Origin of the sequence: Roseibium sp. SCP14 (assembly GCF_040329475.1) — a bacterium.
In the GTDB taxonomy this organism is placed as follows: Bacteria; Pseudomonadota; Alphaproteobacteria; order Rhizobiales; family Stappiaceae; genus Roseibium.
Window position 1 is genome coordinate 1,490,706 of sequence record NZ_JBDZYH010000001.1, and the last position, 14,082, is coordinate 1,504,787.

Consider the following 14,082-nt stretch of genomic DNA (forward strand, 5'->3'; position numbering starts at 1 on the left):
TCGCCGCCGAAAAAGCCAATCCGCGATCTAAAGGAGTGTTCGGACCTATGACCCACTAAGGCAAGACCTATCCCGCAAGGCGAAGTCGCTTACCGGCAGGTCGACCGCGTTAGAAAACGCGCTTTTCTTCCCTTGTTTCTTGCTTTTACCGGAGGTCCCATGCACGGTCCGTCTCCCGATACTCTTCATCCATTCAATGGCGAACCGCACACGGTTTTCCTGAAAAACGTCATCAGCCGTCCGACAATCGAAGTCGGCGATTTCACGTATTACAACGACGAGAACCATGCTGCCGAATTCGAAAACCGGAATGTCCGCTACCATTTCGACTTTGTCGGCGATCGGCTCAAGATAGGAAAGTTCTGTGCCCTGGCGACGGGAACCACATTCATCATGAATGGTGCGAACCACGCCATGACCGGCTTTTCCACCTATCCGTTCAACATCTTTGCGGAGGAATGGCGGGCAGATTTCGACCCGGCCACAATCTTCGACCACCTGCGCGGGGACACGATCGTTGAGCACGATGTCTGGTTTGGCACTAACTCGACGGTCATGCCCGGCGTAACGATCTGCTCGGGTGCAATTGTCGGCGCCAACACCGTTGTTGCCTCCGATGTGCCTCCCTATGCGATTGTGGTCGGCAACCCCGGACAGGTTGTCAGATTGAGGTTTGACGAAACAAGGATCGACCGTCTGCTCGAGATCGCCTGGTGGCACTGGCCGATTGAAACAATCACCCAAAACCTGAGGGCCATTCGTGGCGCGGATTTGGATGCGCTCGAACTGGCTGCTGCACATCCGGAGACGAGGCTCGACGGCACGGCAAAGGCAGGCTAGAAGGCACTTCATGAGCGAAGAAAAGACATACCAAGACGAAGACCTGGAAGCCGGGCGGCTGATGTTCGCCCGCCAATGGGACTTTCTCACCAGCGTCACCGACATGGCCAACCTGCCGGACGCGGCCGGAACCGAGATTGCCTTCGCAGGGCGTTCGAATGTGGGCAAATCCAGCCTGATCAACGCCCTGACGGGCCGCAAGGGACTGGCGCGAACATCGTCGACACCCGGTCGAACCCAGATGCTGAACTTCTTTGTTGCGCCCGAAACGCCGCTGTCCATTGTCGACATGCCGGGATATGGCTATGCGCAGGCGCCCAAAGAGCTGGTTGATGCATGGACCAAACTGGTCTTCTCCTATCTGCGTGGCCGCCCGAACCTGCGCCGGGTAATCCTGCTGATCGACAGCCGGCACGGCATCAAGAAAAACGACCTGGAAGCAATGGACCTTCTCGACAAGGCGGCCGTCGTTTATCAAATTGTTCTGACAAAGTCCGACAAGATCAAACCGCCTCAACTTGAGCGGCTCATCGAGGAAACGCAGGGGCTTCTTGCCAAGCGCGTGGCAGCGCACCCGATTATCATCGCAACCTCCTCGGAGAAGAACCGGGGGATCGATGACCTGCGAGCCGAGCTGTGTTTGCTTGCGCATCAGTAATCCGTGACCTGCGACAGATTGTGAAGCCCTGGCAAAAACGTTATAGCAGTGATCTTTCGCCAATTGTCCTTTTGAACTGTTGAGTAAAACGCCTCGATGACCACGCCCGACACTTCCAGCCGTGCCCACATAATCGCTCAAGCCCTGCCCTATATGCAGCGCTACGACGACAAGACCGTCGTGGTGAAATACGGCGGCCATGCCATGGGAGATCCGGAACTGGGGCAGGCATTCGCACGGGACATCACGCTTTTGCGCCAATCCGGTGTCAATCCGGTGGTCGTTCACGGCGGAGGACCGCAGATCGGCAAGATGCTGCAGCGGCTCAACATCGTCAGTGAATTCAAGGGTGGATTGCGCGTCACCGACAAGGCCACCGTCGAGGTGGTTGAAATGGTTCTGGCCGGCGCGATCAACAAAGAGATCGTCCAGATGATCAACGCCGAAGGCGGCCGCGCGGTCGGGCTGTGCGGCAAGGACGGTAATCTTGTCACCGCCCGCAAGCTGAAGCGCACCGTCGTCGATCCGGACAGCAATATCGAAAGCGTTGTCGACCTGGGCTTCGTGGGCGAGCCTGCAACGGTCGACCCGACCGTTTTGCGGCTGGTTCTGAAAGAGGCCATCATTCCGGTGGTTGCGCCTGTCGCCCATGGCGAGGACGGTGAGACCTACAACATCAATGCTGACACCGCAGCAGGCGCAATTGCAGGTTCCCTGAACGCAAAACGCCTTCTGTTCCTTACCGATGTTCCAGGCGTGCTCGACAAGGACGGAAACCTCATCAAACAGCTGACCGTTGCAAAAGCACGCGAGCTGATCGCGGACGGAACGATTTCCGGTGGCATGATCCCCAAGGTCGAGACCTGCATCGAAGCACTGAATCGCGGGGTTGAAGGCGTTGTCATTCTGAACGGCAAGGTTTCGCATGCCGTTCTCCTGGAGCTCTTCACCGATGGTGGCGCGGGGACATTGATCCGCCCGTGACCGGAAAACGCCCCCTGCCCCACGAGGGCCCGCACATACATCGCCAGGATCTGAGAGTTTTCAAGGGTGTCGAAGCATGGGTCTTCGATCTTGACAACACGCTCTATCCCCATGAAGCCGATCTCTTCTCGCAAATCGACGAGCAAATTGCGCTTTACGTGCAAAAGATCCTGGACCTGAACCGTGCCGATGCGATGGCGCATCAAAAGACGCTTTATCACGAATACGGCACGACCCTGCGCGGATTGATGACCACGCACAATATCGATCCGGACGACTATCTCGCCTTCGTGCATGACATCGACTATTCCGGCCTGTCGCCCAATCCGAAGCTCGGTGCAGCGATCGAAGCGTTGCCGGGCAGAAAGTTCATCTTCACCAATGGCGACCGGCCACACGCGGAACGCACGGCAGCCGCGTTGGGGATCTCGGAGCACTTTGAAGACATTTTCGATATTGTCTCGGCCGACCTGGTCCCCAAGCCCAACCGGGAGGCCTACGACAAGTTTCTGCACCGGACAGGCATATCTCCGGCCCGCTCCGCCATGTTCGAGGACCTGCCGAAAAACCTGAAGGTTCCGCATCACCTTGGCATGCGCACCACGCTCATCATTCCCAAGGGCTCGCGTGACGTCTTTCAGGAGAGCTGGGATCTTGAGGGAGACCCCTACCCGCATGTGGACTTCGTCACCGAAGATCTCACAGGTTTTCTCAAGGCGGTGCTCGGCGCTATCGGTTGAAACCGTTCACGAAACTGGCGCTGAAAAGACAACTCCTCTAAATTGAGCAAAACTCAATAACGGAATTGTCTTCAATGGCGTCTCTTCGCGCTCTTCATGCCTTTTCGCTGCTGGCCCGACACGGGCGGGCAGCGCTCGCCGCCGAAAAGCTCGGGGTTTCTCCATCTGCCCTTTCCCACCTGATGCGCAAGCTGGAAAGTGAGCTAGGTGCAACCTTGGTCAATCGTGACGGTCGCGGCCTGACGCTGACAGAGGAAGGTCAACGGCTTGCGCTCAGCCTTGGTGATGCATTCGACCGGATCGAGGAAGCCGTCGACAGCTTCAAACGGCGTGGCCGTACCGAATTGCGCATCAGCACGGTCTCGACCTTCGCAACACGTTGGCTGATCCCACGGTTACCGGAATTCCAGGCAAGCCAACCCGATGTAGAGCTGCTTCTGTCCGCCTCCACGCGCATGGTCGATCTGGATCGTGAAAACTACGACTGTGCGATCCGGCTCGGTACCGGCAATTGGCCAAGTGTCGAAAGTCATCTGCTTTGGCAAGAGCATCTTGCGGTCGCCCTGGCGCCGACTCTCTTGAGCGACAAGGATCCTTCTGACCCCTCGGTGCTGAGCGGACTACGTCTCATTCACAGTGCTTCCAGGCGCAATGACTGGACCTTGTGGCTGGACAAATCCGGACTGGACCATCCCGACACAAATTCCGGCATGGTTCTTCAAAGCCGCGATCTTGCCATCCAGGCCGCCATTGCCGGTATGGGAGCAATCGTGATCGACCGTCGGTTCATCGCCCAGGAACTTGAGGCGGGGCATCTGATCTCCCCTGACCTGACCGTGATGGAGCTCGAAACCGGATACTGGTTCGTTCGCTCCCCTGCCCGCACGCTGACCCGCCCGGTGGCGGCCTTTCGCGACTGGCTGCAAACGACGGCGAAGGGGACAACTTCCTAGGGCGAGTTTCCGGGCAACAGCTCTCGTGAAGCTCCTCACATTTCCGGTTCGCTTCTCCCGGCGGTCCGGCCGGAAAAACAAGACTGCGCAGACCAATGGCCTCTAGTCATTCCAGAAACTGTCGCTATACGCAGGCAGGGCTTCGACCATATGCATGTGCGATATCTTGCCATCGTCCACTTCGACCAGATAGGCGGCGAAGTTATGGAGTTTTCTGCTCTTTCGCTCAGCCTTTATTTCAATCATCAGCAGGACCTGATCGTCTCGCACCGACAGGATTTGAGTAATTTTGACAAGTGGCTGGACGGTCTTGATGTCCATCTGGCGAACACTTGCTATGAAGGCGTCGCCCCCATGCACGAGCTTGGAGCCGCCATCGGCAGTGGTGATATGAAACAGGGCGTTGTCGGCAAGACACTCCGCCATCTTGTCATAGTCGTATTCAGCAAAGGCTCTGATGAAGCGTTTGACCACCGCTTCCGGGCTCACTTCTTGATGATCCATCTGTCCAACTCAACTCAATTATTTCGCAATCAAAAGACGTCGCACCAGGCAACCCGGCACCTAGTGTAACAACCTAGATCAATCCATCGAATTGCAAACATCTTGCTGTTCCCGAACTTCAGCCGCTTCAGACTTATCCATGTCTATTGAAGAAGGACATGAAAATTATCTGGGCCAAATCAGGTTTGCCACCGAAAGGCTGAACAAGTCCCGGCATCCGGATTGAGATCCTGCCGGCGCCATGATTGCGCGTCCATGAAACGGGATCAAATTGCTGAATTGGTTTGATCGCCCCAAATCATGTCCGTAGATTGTTAGTCGATACTTCTGAACTTTCATGCGCTGAGGATTTCAAGATGGCTCCGGATCTGGAAACAGCCAGGAACATTGTACGGCAACATTGCGAAGCCTGGACGGCGCGCCGCCCGGAAGCCGTGGCAAACCGGTACTCCGAAGTCACCAGCTTCGGCATGAATGGTGGAGATCCGATGACCACTCGAGCTGAAATCGCCGAAATGGCTGCCGGCTTTATGGCTGACTTTCCGGACCTTGTTCTGACCTGCGACACCGTTCTCGCTGCCGATCACCACATGATCTATGCGTGGACATTCGAAGGCCACCACAAGGCAACCGGCAACCCGGTTCGGTTTTCCGGCTGGGAAGAGTGGGATCTGGATGACGACCTGAAGGTCGCCAAATCACTCGGCTGGTATGATGTGGCAGACTATGAACGTCAGATCGCCTGACAGGCATTGATTTGCCTCTCTTGAATAGGTAGCACACCTGCAATGTGGCAATTCTTCCAACGGAACTGCCTCAGCCCGCGGCAACGCTGCACCTGCCTCGCACCTCACCTGCCCACCCTGGATGTTTTCCTGAAATGACAAAAATCCACATCATCGATGCATTTACGAAGACAGCCGGCACAGGCAACCGAGCTGGTGTGGTGCTTGAGGCGGACGGCTTGAGCGCATCCGAGATGCAGGCAATCGCCGCGTTTGCCGGGTATTCTGAAACAGCCTTTGTTCTCTCGCCTTCGAGCGATGATCACGACATTCACGTTCGGTATTTCACACCAGGCGCGGAAGTGCCCATCTGCGGTCATGCGACGATAGCCACGCATTTTCTTCGAGCCACGATGTCGGGCACAGACGCCTATCCGATCCGTGCGAAAACTGGCGCAGGCATTCTTCCTGTTTCCATTACTGGCGAAGGGAATGAATTGCTTGTCTCGATGAGGCAGGGGGCGGTCGACTTTGGGCCGGTATTCAACGAGATCGAACGTTGCCAGCTCGCTTCCGCCTTGAACATCGATCCATCGGAGTTTGCTGATGACCTGCCGATACAGATTGTTTCGACCGGGCATTCGAAGGTCATTGTACCGCTAAGGTCGCGACAGGTACTGGACGCCCTGGACCCGGATCCGGACAAGCTGATTGCCCTGAGCAAAGCCGTTGGCTGCAACGGATTTTTTCCGTTCGTGCTCGAAGGGACAAAGGAGCATCCAGAGACCCATGGCCGGATGTTCGCTCCTGCCATCGGTATCCTTGAAGACCCGGTAACAGGGAATGCGAATGGGCCTGCCGGCGCTTACCTGGTTCACTACGGGTTGGTCAACTGGCCACAGGACAGCATCACATATGCGGGTCATCAGGGGCACACCATGGGAAAAGCCGGCACCGTGCACGTAACCGTTGCTGCTGATGATTCTGGACTGCGCACAAGCGTAGCCGGGTATGCCGTCGTAGCCGGGACGCGTGAGTACCGACCTTCATGCCAAGGTACCTGACAGAAGCCGGTCTTTCGTCAACGGTACTTGGCTGCAGTGATGAATTCGCCAAACGTCTCGCACCAGACGAGAACGGTCGTGTATTTTTCGATGTCAACGTTTTCCGGCACATCAAGCAGGAAGCCATCGAAGGATTTGACGTCTCCGATCAAGGCCGAGTTTTCCTTCAGGGGCAGAAATTCGTCTTCATGCTCGACAAACTCGCTGACGAGATAGACCTTGTAATCCGGTCCCGGCGACAGTTTGCCCTGATGGACGATCTCTGCAGGTGAAATGCTGACCTTGCCTTCACCCCAGTGCAAAAAATCACTGCCCCGAAGCTCCCGTTCAAATTCTGCTGAGTAAAGTGCCTTTTGTGCCTGCTGTTGCAGCATAGCTGTGTCCGGAGACTCCGGTGCGGTCAGGATAGGCAGGAAATAGATACCCAATGCGAAACCGATCGCGAGCACCGCTCCATGAGAAAAAAGCAACACGACAAAACGGATCATAAGCACTCTCTCAATTAGGCGATCAAAGTCGATAGGCGACAAGTGCCTGACGTTGACAGATTTTGTATCAACGCTGCCTTAACAGGGCAACAAACAGGCTGTTTTCTGCTGGAGTGGAACGCAGGTATGCAATGCAAGCTGGAACTCGACATGGAGTTCCAGGCTCTTTCACCTTCCGCCGGAAAACTAACGCAGCAGAATGATCCCGAGCACGGCAGCAACGATCAGCACACAACCGACGATCTCTGACTTTACGATCACCTCCTTGAACACCAGCCAGGAAGCCAGGAAAGTGAATACCAGCTCGACTTGAGCCAGTGCCCGCACATAGGCGACATTCTGCAGCGTCATGGCTGTGAACCATCCTATCGAACCGGCAACGCCCGACGCCCCCACCCAGATCGCGCTTCGCCACTCTCTGAGGCTTGCAATCAGTTCCTTCGGTTCGCGTACCGCCATCCATCCGGACATCACAACCGTCTGGAACAGCGTTGCATAGACGAGCGCGCAGGCAGCCTGCATCGGAATTTCGGTTCCTTCCAGGGAAAGGGAGGCAATTCGATAGGCAACCGCGGACGCTCCGAAAAAGGCTGCGGAAGCCAGACCGATCAAGGCGGGACGTCCAATCAAGGATGAGCGGACTGCCGAAAACGTCAAAGGCGTTCGAGCCAGGGTGATAACGATGACGCCGGCGATCCCGACGACGATGCAGACCGCAGCTGCGAGTGAGACATGTTCTCCCAGGACCACAGATCCGAACAAGGCTGCCTGAATGGGTTCTGTCTTGGAGTAAGCGGTCCCGACCGCAAAATTGCGAAAGGAAAACAGATAGACCAGCAGAAAAGTTCCGAAAATCTGCGCCAACCCGCCCAATGCTCCGGAGATCAGTAAAGTGGCATTGAGATCGGGCACCGGATGGTCGAAACCCAGATGCAGGACGATTGCATAGAGGATCGCGAAGGGAACTCCGTAGCCAAAGCGGATGAAGGTCGCCCCGGTCGTTCCGAGTTTCCCCTTCAGGTGTTTCTGCATTGCCGTTCGCAAGTTCTGGCAGAAAGCGGCGAATACGGTAATGGGGATCCACAATTCCACGGGACAACTCTCAGAGATTCATTTGATTTTTCATCATCATATCACTCAAAAAAACTTATAACACAGTGGTTTGTTCATTTGATATTTTACTTTTACTCAACTGAAAGTGTTTGTCTTCTACATTTTTCAGCCGCCGCCGAGCACGTACTGAGTCGGACCGATGACGCTATCAGGACGCCTTGAGGCCTTACGGCGCTTGACAGTGGTTGGCCCTACGGCTTAGGTCCGCCATGATTTGTTAACCCCCGGAGACCTTCAACCAGATGACCCAAGATCTCGCCTCCCTGTCCACGATCATCGATGCAGCCTTCGAAGATCGCGACTCCATCGGAACAACGACGACCGGCGAAATCCGTGACGCAGTTGAAACCACGCTGAACCTGCTGGACCGCGGCGAGCTGCGGGTCGCAGAAAAGAAAGACGGTGACTGGACTGTCAACCAGTGGGCCAAGAAAGCTGTTCTCCTGTCATTCCGGCTGAACCCGATGGAAGTCATCAAGGGCGGCCCCGGTCAGGCTACCTGGTGGGACAAGGTTCCGTCCAAGTTCGACGGCTGGGGAGGCATGGATTTCGAAAAGGCCGGTTTCCGTGCCGTGCCGAACTGCACTGTTCGCCGGTCCGCCTTTATCGGCAAAGGCGTTGTCCTGATGCCATCTTTCGTCAACCTCGGTGCGTATGTTGATGAAGGCACCATGGTCGACACGTGGGCCACTGTCGGCTCCTGCGCGCAGATCGGCAAGAACGTGCACCTTTCAGGCGGCGTCGGCATCGGCGGTGTTCTGGAGCCGCTGCAGGCAGGTCCGGTCATCATTGAAGACAACTGCTTCATCGGTGCACGTTCGGAAGTTGTCGAGGGCTGCATCGTTCGCGAAGGATCGGTTCTGGGCATGGGTGTTTACATCGGTCAGTCGACCCGCATCGTGAACCGCATGACCGGTGAAATCTCCTATGGTGAAATCCCGCCCTATTCCGTCGTTGTCGCCGGCTCCATGCCGACCGCAAGCCTGATGGGCAACGGTGAAGCCGCGCCGAACCTCTACTGCGCTGTGATCGTGAAGACCGTTGACGAAAGGACCCGCTCCAAGACGGGCATCAACGAGTTGCTGCGCGATTGATCCTCCGTACACGCTCAAAATCGGAAACCCCGCCCGTTGAGGCGGGGTTTTTCATGCACCCCACATCATACTGACCAGCTGCGAAATAACCAGCGTCAGAAGAAAGTCGAGAACTACGACCCCAATAGCCAGGCTGATTGTCGCCTGCAATGCGATCCGGGCTATCAGGAAGCGATACCAGAGCACAGCGACCAGACAGGAAAATGAAAGCAGGACCGCAATCCCCGGTGAGATGATACCCAGCAGAAAAAGCAGATAGGTTATCAGATAGGGGATAGACGCCAGCACGCTGGTCCAGTTTCGCACCACGATAAAAGGCACATAACGGTGCGAAATGCCAATCGGCACGGCAAGCAGGGCAAGGATGAGCGGTAGCGCGACCCAATCAATTCCCAATCCGAAAAGCTGAGATGTCCAAAAGGCGCTGTCAGGAAACCCCTCCGGATGATAGAGGTTCTCCGAAAAGTAAAACTGCTTCTCAGCAAGACCGCTGACCAGAGCCACCGGTAACAATAAAAAAACAACCCCGAACGACCGCCAGAAGCCCTGAATGGACTGATCGAAAAACGACATGCCTTCCGGGCGGTTGCGCAGCAGCAGCATGGAACCATCCAGTGCCGCGCGGATTTCACTCATAGTGATCAAGTTCACGCCGCTCCCGTCATTTCAGGTCAACGCTACACGTCTTTTGAGAAATAGCTCAACAAGAATCGTTTATAGATTGCAGCCAGTTGATCAAGATCAGAAATTGCAACGCACTCATCCACCTTGTGCATGGTCTGCCCAACCAACCCGAACTCCACGACCGGGCAGTAGTTTTTGATAAAGCGTGCGTCGGACGTGCCGCCACCGGTGGAGAGTTCCGGCAGGCGCTCAGTCTCGGCCTGTACGGCACTGCCGAGGGCGGCGATCAGCGTTTCATCCCTGGTCAGGAAAGATTCGCTGGCATCACGCTTGAACTGAATATCGAGCTTCAAATCACCAACGTCCACGGACTCAAGCGTTTGAAGGATTTTCGCTCTCAGGCTTTCCAGCGTCCATTCGTCGTTGTAGCGGATATTGAAGCGGAACTCGGCATGCGCGGGAATGACATTGAATGCAGTGTTGCCAACGTCCACGGTCACGATTTCAAGATTTGAAGGTTGGAACCGCTCGTTGCCTTGATCGAGCTCCAGCGCATCGAGCGCAGCCATCAGGCGGACAAGACCGGGAATGGGGTTGTCGGCAAGATGCGGATAGGCAGCATGACCTTGAACACCCGACACGGTCACGATGCCGGACAGCGATCCGCGCCGACCGACCTTGATAGCATCGCCGAGTTTTTCAGGGTTCGTGGGTTCGCCGACAATGCAGGCATCAAATTCATGTCCCTGCGCCTTTGCCCATTCCAGCAGTTTCACCGTTCCGTTGACGGCCGGCCCCTCTTCGTCGCCAGTGATCAGGAACGAAATGGTGCCACCGAAATCCGGGCCTGTTTCACTGACAAACTCGAGCGCGGCGGCAGCAAACGCGGCAATGCCGCCTTTCATGTCCACTGCACCACGGCCGTAAAGAACTCCGTCTGAAATCGTTCCTTCGAAGGGACCATGGGTCCAGTCGCTTTCCGCCCCAACCGGAACAACATCCGTATGGCCTGCAAAAACGAAATGCGGGCTTCCGGAGCCGATTGAGGCAAACAGGTTCTCAACGTCGAGAGTGTCTTCATCCTGAAAGGTCACGCGGGACACCGCGAAGCCGGCCTCGCCCAGGATTTTTTCCAACGTGGACAGCGCCCCGCCCTCAGCCGGTGTGACCGAAGGACAACGGATCAGGTCTTGGGCGATGGACACTGCGGAAGAAGACATATCGGATCAGCTTTCGTCTGTATTTCTGGTTCAAACAAGTGCAGCGCAACTTCAGCTTTTGCGCCAATAGCTGTTAGGCAGAGGGCCGTGACGGTTGGGCTCTTCCTGGCTCGGCGCAAAGCCGACAAAAAACACCATGATCAGGTTCACGAACGGTACGAAGATGAGCAGCGCCCAGAACCCGCTATGCCCGATATCCTGAAGGCGCTTTATGACGAGTGCCAGCTCAAACCACTGCAATACGAAGAACAGGATCGGAAACAGCGGGTTGGACTCCATGAACGCCCCGGCTGTGACATCCTCCGGTGTCGGCAACTCTGGCACGGAGATGAACCAAAGCCGGATCGAAATTCCGATGATGACCCAGACGAAGGCAAAGCTCAGCCAATAAGGTTGACGGCCGAGGCGACCGATCGGGCTCAGCAGGGCCCAAACTGGCCCGGGTGAAATATTCGCACTCTGCGGAGGCGTATTCATTCAATCCTGCTCACTATGATTGTTCTGGCAAGGAGGTAGACGCATAAGCTGCCCGGATCAAGGTCCGTCTTGCCTTCTAATTGCATTGGGGGCCGGTCAGGCGAGCCTCCGCGCCGGCAAAGCTTCCAACCGCACCAAATTGCCGCGAGGTTATTTTGTTGGATTTTACGCGCCGAGCGTGTCTATTAAGGGTTATACGATTCAACACCGCCGAGGGGGCTCGTCTATGACCGGTGTCTGGAGAAAATCCTTTATCTCCTGTGTATTCACACTAATTCTCAGTTTCCTGGCCTTGTTGGCCGCACCCGCAATTGCTCAGGACACCACTTCCAACCTTCCCACCGCCTTGCAGCCAGAAGCGATGGAGAAACTGGTTTCAGATCTCGACCCGGAACAAGTTGAAGCTCTGACGGACCTGATGACGCTGCTGCAGCAAAGCGCCGCAGCGAGACAGGACGTGCAGCCCGTCGCGCAGGGACCTGGTTTCATCGACCAGGTAAGAACGGCACTTTCCGATTTCGGTTCGGCGAGCGTCGGACATTTTCTGAACCTGCCCGGTCTGTTCACGGGCATCTTCGCCAGTATCGCCGCCCTCTTTTCCGGCACGATTGCAGGTCCGATCCATATTCTGGCCGGCTCCATTGCCCTGATCCTGGCAGCTGGTTTTGCTGCGGAGTTCCTCGTGAACCGGTTCGCAACTTCGCGGCGCGAGACGATCAAGAACCGCACTCCTGAAAGCCTTTTTGAGACAGTTAAACTCGTGTCGACACGCGCTGGACTCGATCTCGGCGGACTGATCGTGTTCGCAATCGTTGCCCTCGTTGTCGGCCGGGTGGCTGTTTTTAACCCAGCCGCTCAAGAGCTCGCGCTTCAGGCCGTTTTCTGGATTGTGTTCATGCCACGCCTGGTTGCCGCGCTTCTGCGTTTTGCACTGGCGCCGCATCGTCGTGAACTCAGGCTTGTGACGGCGGATGACGCGACCGCCAAATCGCTCTACCGCAGTTTCACAACGCTGTTCACCATCGTCGGAATCGCTTTCTTCCTGCGCAACGTCATGCATGCCTCAGGAAACGATGTGGGGGGAACCTTCCGCTTCTTCATCGGCTTCGGAGTGAACGCATGGATCATCGCAGTGATCTGGAAAGCCCGTCACGGCCTGACCAGCATCATCCTCGGTGACGATACAGAACCGACAAGCGGTCTGGAGCGCATGGCGCATTTCTGGCCCTACTTCTCCATGGTGTTCATTGCCTTCAACTGGCTGCTGGTGCAGATCGCCACCAGCATGGGCGTCGAGGCACTGACAGCTGGTCGGTCGTTCGCTGTGATCATCCTCGTGGTGTTCGCACCGTTTCTCGACACGATGGTTCGCGGCATCGTTTCGCATATCGTTCCGCCGATGCAGGGCGAAGGACCGGTGGCGGAAGCTGCTCACATGCAGACCCGGCACAGCTATGTCCGGATAGCTCGGGTCACTTTGCTGGCATTTCTGGTTTTCCTGGTCGGGCGCATCTACGGCCTGAACCTGCTCGCTCTTGGTGCCAATGACGGGTCGGAAGTTGCGCGAAGCACAGTGATTTTCCTGTTGATCCTGGCTGCAGGTTATCTCGCCTGGGAAGTCACCAACCTTTGGGTTGCCCACCAGCTTGCAAAGGACTCACCTCCCACCGTCGAGCAGGATGACGACGCGGAGATGGGCGGGGCCGGCAAGTCCCGCATGGCGACCATTCTGCCGCTGGTTCGCATCGTCCTGCAGATCACGATCCTGACGCTGACCGGTCTCCTGGCGTTGAGCCAGCTCGGCGTCAACATCACTCCGCTTCTCGCCGGTGCCGGTGTTGTCGGTCTGGCCGTCGGTTTCGGCGCACAGACGCTGGTGCGCGATGTGGTCTCGGGTATTTTCTTCCTGATGGATGACGCCTTCCGCCTTGGCGAATTTATCGACACCGGCGGAACACAGGGAACCATCGAGAAAATCTCCATCCGCTCGCTGCAATTGCGCGGCACGCGCGGTGCCATACATATCGTGCCCTATGGTGAAATCCCGAAGCTCACCAACCTTTCCCGCGACTGGGTGATCATGAAGCTGAAGTTCACGGTACCTTTCGACACGGATGTCGAGAAAGTCCGCAAACTCTTCAAGCGTATCGGCCAGGAAATCATGGAAATGGAAGAGTTCCAGGAAGATATCCTGGCCCCGTTCAAGGGTCAGGGAGTTGCGGATGTCGATGACGTCGGCATCGTTGTGCGCGGTAAATTCACCACAAAGCCCGGCAAGCAATTCGGCGTGCGCAAGGAAATATACAAACGGGTTCAAAAGGCATTTGAGGAAAACGGCATTCAGTTTGCCCGGAAGGAAGTCCGGGTCCAACTTCCTGAGAATGCCAAGCTTGACGAGAACCAGAAAGAGGCACTCACTGCCGCTGCGGCCGCAGCAGTGGCGGCTGACGAAGCCAAACCTGCCGGAAGTACCGGATAGAACTTCCGCGTCTCGGGAGGCCGGATCGATCCGGCCTCCTGGTCCGCATTCATTCCTGCATGGGAAATGACACGAAGGGTCAAAGAATGGCGCAGCGAGATGTGCCGACTATTTCTGAC

At 56.3% G+C, this 14,082-nt stretch carries 15 protein-coding genes; 9 read left to right on the forward strand and 6 right to left on the reverse strand.

Annotation, left to right across the window (positions count from 1 at the left end; all coding sequences use genetic code 11):
- The first annotated feature begins 159 nt into the window (after window positions 1-159).
- From ABLQ08_RS06825 to ABLQ08_RS06845, 5 genes are all read left to right on the forward strand, one after another.
- The gene (locus tag ABLQ08_RS06825; protein ID WP_352940365.1) at window positions 160-840 is read left to right on the forward strand and encodes a CatB-related O-acetyltransferase; all 681 of its coding nucleotides are present in this window, start codon (window positions 160-162) and stop codon (window positions 838-840) included.
- A gap of 10 nt (window positions 841-850) precedes the next feature.
- Entirely contained in the window at window positions 851-1,498 is a 648-nt protein-coding gene (gene yihA, locus ABLQ08_RS06830) for a ribosome biogenesis GTP-binding protein YihA/YsxC (protein WP_352940366.1), read from the forward strand.
- 96 nt (window positions 1,499-1,594) lie between these two features.
- A complete protein-coding gene (gene argB, locus ABLQ08_RS06835; protein WP_352940367.1) occupies window positions 1,595-2,482 on the forward strand; it encodes an acetylglutamate kinase in 888 nt (295 codons plus the stop codon).
- Complete coding sequence (locus ABLQ08_RS06840; protein ID WP_352940368.1) at window positions 2,479-3,222, forward strand: pyrimidine 5'-nucleotidase; 744 nt, start codon at window positions 2,479-2,481, stop codon at window positions 3,220-3,222. The genes argB and ABLQ08_RS06840 overlap by 4 nt, the downstream gene beginning before the upstream one ends.
- A gap of 74 nt (window positions 3,223-3,296) precedes the next feature.
- A complete protein-coding gene (locus ABLQ08_RS06845; protein WP_352940369.1) occupies window positions 3,297-4,175 on the forward strand; it encodes a LysR substrate-binding domain-containing protein in 879 nt (292 codons plus the stop codon).
- Window positions 4,176-4,277: 102 nt separating this feature from the next.
- Here ABLQ08_RS06845 and ABLQ08_RS06850 read toward each other — a convergent pair whose 3' ends face one another.
- Window positions 4,278-4,679, reverse strand: coding sequence for a nuclear transport factor 2 family protein (locus ABLQ08_RS06850; RefSeq protein WP_352940370.1), 402 nt, complete (start codon window positions 4,677-4,679; stop codon window positions 4,278-4,280).
- A 356-nt stretch (window positions 4,680-5,035) separates the two neighbouring features.
- On the opposite strand from ABLQ08_RS06850, the gene ABLQ08_RS06855 reads away from it, so the two are divergent.
- Both ABLQ08_RS06855 and ABLQ08_RS06860 read left to right on the forward strand, forming a co-directional pair.
- Window positions 5,036-5,425, forward strand: a complete 390-nt coding sequence (locus ABLQ08_RS06855) for a DUF1348 family protein (protein WP_352940371.1) — start codon at window positions 5,036-5,038, stop codon at window positions 5,423-5,425.
- A gap of 134 nt (window positions 5,426-5,559) precedes the next feature.
- The gene (locus tag ABLQ08_RS06860) at window positions 5,560-6,468 is read left to right on the forward strand and encodes a PhzF family isomerase (RefSeq protein ID WP_352940372.1); all 909 of its coding nucleotides are present in this window, start codon (window positions 5,560-5,562) and stop codon (window positions 6,466-6,468) included.
- A gap of 17 nt (window positions 6,469-6,485) precedes the next feature.
- Here ABLQ08_RS06860 and ABLQ08_RS06865 read toward each other — a convergent pair whose 3' ends face one another.
- Window positions 6,486-6,956 carry a DM13 domain-containing protein gene (locus ABLQ08_RS06865; RefSeq protein ID WP_352940373.1) on the reverse strand — a complete coding sequence of 157 codons (471 nt, stop codon included), beginning with the start codon at window positions 6,954-6,956 and terminating at the stop codon, window positions 6,486-6,488.
- 186 nt (window positions 6,957-7,142) lie between these two features.
- Complete coding sequence (locus ABLQ08_RS06870) at window positions 7,143-8,048, reverse strand: EamA family transporter (RefSeq protein WP_352940374.1); 906 nt, start codon at window positions 8,046-8,048, stop codon at window positions 7,143-7,145.
- A gap of 263 nt (window positions 8,049-8,311) precedes the next feature.
- Here ABLQ08_RS06870 and dapD point away from each other — a divergent pair, with 263 nt between their 5' ends.
- Window positions 8,312-9,163 (forward strand): 2,3,4,5-tetrahydropyridine-2,6-dicarboxylate N-succinyltransferase, encoded by an 852-nt coding sequence (dapD, locus tag ABLQ08_RS06875; protein ID WP_352940375.1) that lies wholly within the window; start codon window positions 8,312-8,314, stop codon window positions 9,161-9,163.
- Window positions 9,164-9,214: 51 nt separating this feature from the next.
- Here dapD and ABLQ08_RS06880 read toward each other — a convergent pair whose 3' ends face one another.
- From ABLQ08_RS06880 to ABLQ08_RS06890, 3 genes are all read right to left on the reverse strand, one after another.
- Window positions 9,215-9,766, reverse strand: a complete 552-nt coding sequence (locus ABLQ08_RS06880; RefSeq protein ID WP_352940376.1) for a hypothetical protein — start codon at window positions 9,764-9,766, stop codon at window positions 9,215-9,217.
- 74 nt (window positions 9,767-9,840) lie between these two features.
- Window positions 9,841-11,007, reverse strand: a complete 1,167-nt coding sequence (gene dapE / locus ABLQ08_RS06885; protein WP_352940377.1) for a succinyl-diaminopimelate desuccinylase — start codon at window positions 11,005-11,007, stop codon at window positions 9,841-9,843.
- Window positions 11,008-11,058: 51 nt separating this feature from the next.
- Window positions 11,059-11,484 carry a DUF805 domain-containing protein gene (locus tag ABLQ08_RS06890; protein ID WP_352940378.1) on the reverse strand — a complete coding sequence of 142 codons (426 nt, stop codon included), beginning with the start codon at window positions 11,482-11,484 and terminating at the stop codon, window positions 11,059-11,061.
- Between the two features lie 226 nt (window positions 11,485-11,710).
- Here ABLQ08_RS06890 and ABLQ08_RS06895 point away from each other — a divergent pair, with 226 nt between their 5' ends.
- Window positions 11,711-13,963, forward strand: coding sequence for a mechanosensitive ion channel family protein (locus ABLQ08_RS06895; protein ID WP_352940379.1), 2,253 nt, complete (start codon window positions 11,711-11,713; stop codon window positions 13,961-13,963).
- The last annotated feature ends 119 nt before the right edge of the window (window positions 13,964-14,082 follow it).

Bases quoted from the DNA above. Each gene is read 5' to 3' on its own strand.
- ABLQ08_RS06825 (WP_352940365.1), top strand. From the start codon at position 160: ATGCACGGTCCGTCTCCCGATACTCTTCATCCATTCAATGGCGAACCG.
- ABLQ08_RS06865 (WP_352940373.1), bottom strand. From the start codon at position 6,956: ATGATCCGTTTTGTCGTGTTGCTTTTTTCTCATGGAGCGGTGCTCGCG.
- ABLQ08_RS06855 (WP_352940371.1), top strand. From the start codon at position 5,036: ATGGCTCCGGATCTGGAAACAGCCAGGAACATTGTACGGCAACATTGC.
- ABLQ08_RS06845 (WP_352940369.1), top strand. From the start codon at position 3,297: ATGGCGTCTCTTCGCGCTCTTCATGCCTTTTCGCTGCTGGCCCGACAC.
- ABLQ08_RS06880 (WP_352940376.1), bottom strand. From the start codon at position 9,766: ATGCTGCTGCTGCGCAACCGCCCGGAAGGCATGTCGTTTTTCGATCAG.
- ABLQ08_RS06860 (WP_352940372.1), top strand. From the start codon at position 5,560: ATGACAAAAATCCACATCATCGATGCATTTACGAAGACAGCCGGCACA.
- yihA (WP_352940366.1), top strand. From the start codon at position 851: ATGAGCGAAGAAAAGACATACCAAGACGAAGACCTGGAAGCCGGGCGG.
- argB (WP_352940367.1), top strand. From the start codon at position 1,595: ATGACCACGCCCGACACTTCCAGCCGTGCCCACATAATCGCTCAAGCC.
- dapD (WP_352940375.1), top strand. From the start codon at position 8,312: ATGACCCAAGATCTCGCCTCCCTGTCCACGATCATCGATGCAGCCTTC.
- ABLQ08_RS06895 (WP_352940379.1), top strand. From the start codon at position 11,711: ATGACCGGTGTCTGGAGAAAATCCTTTATCTCCTGTGTATTCACACTA.
- ABLQ08_RS06850 (WP_352940370.1), bottom strand. From the start codon at position 4,679: ATGGATCATCAAGAAGTGAGCCCGGAAGCGGTGGTCAAACGCTTCATC.
- dapE (WP_352940377.1), bottom strand. From the start codon at position 11,007: ATGTCTTCTTCCGCAGTGTCCATCGCCCAAGACCTGATCCGTTGTCCT.
- ABLQ08_RS06890 (WP_352940378.1), bottom strand. From the start codon at position 11,484: ATGAATACGCCTCCGCAGAGTGCGAATATTTCACCCGGGCCAGTTTGG.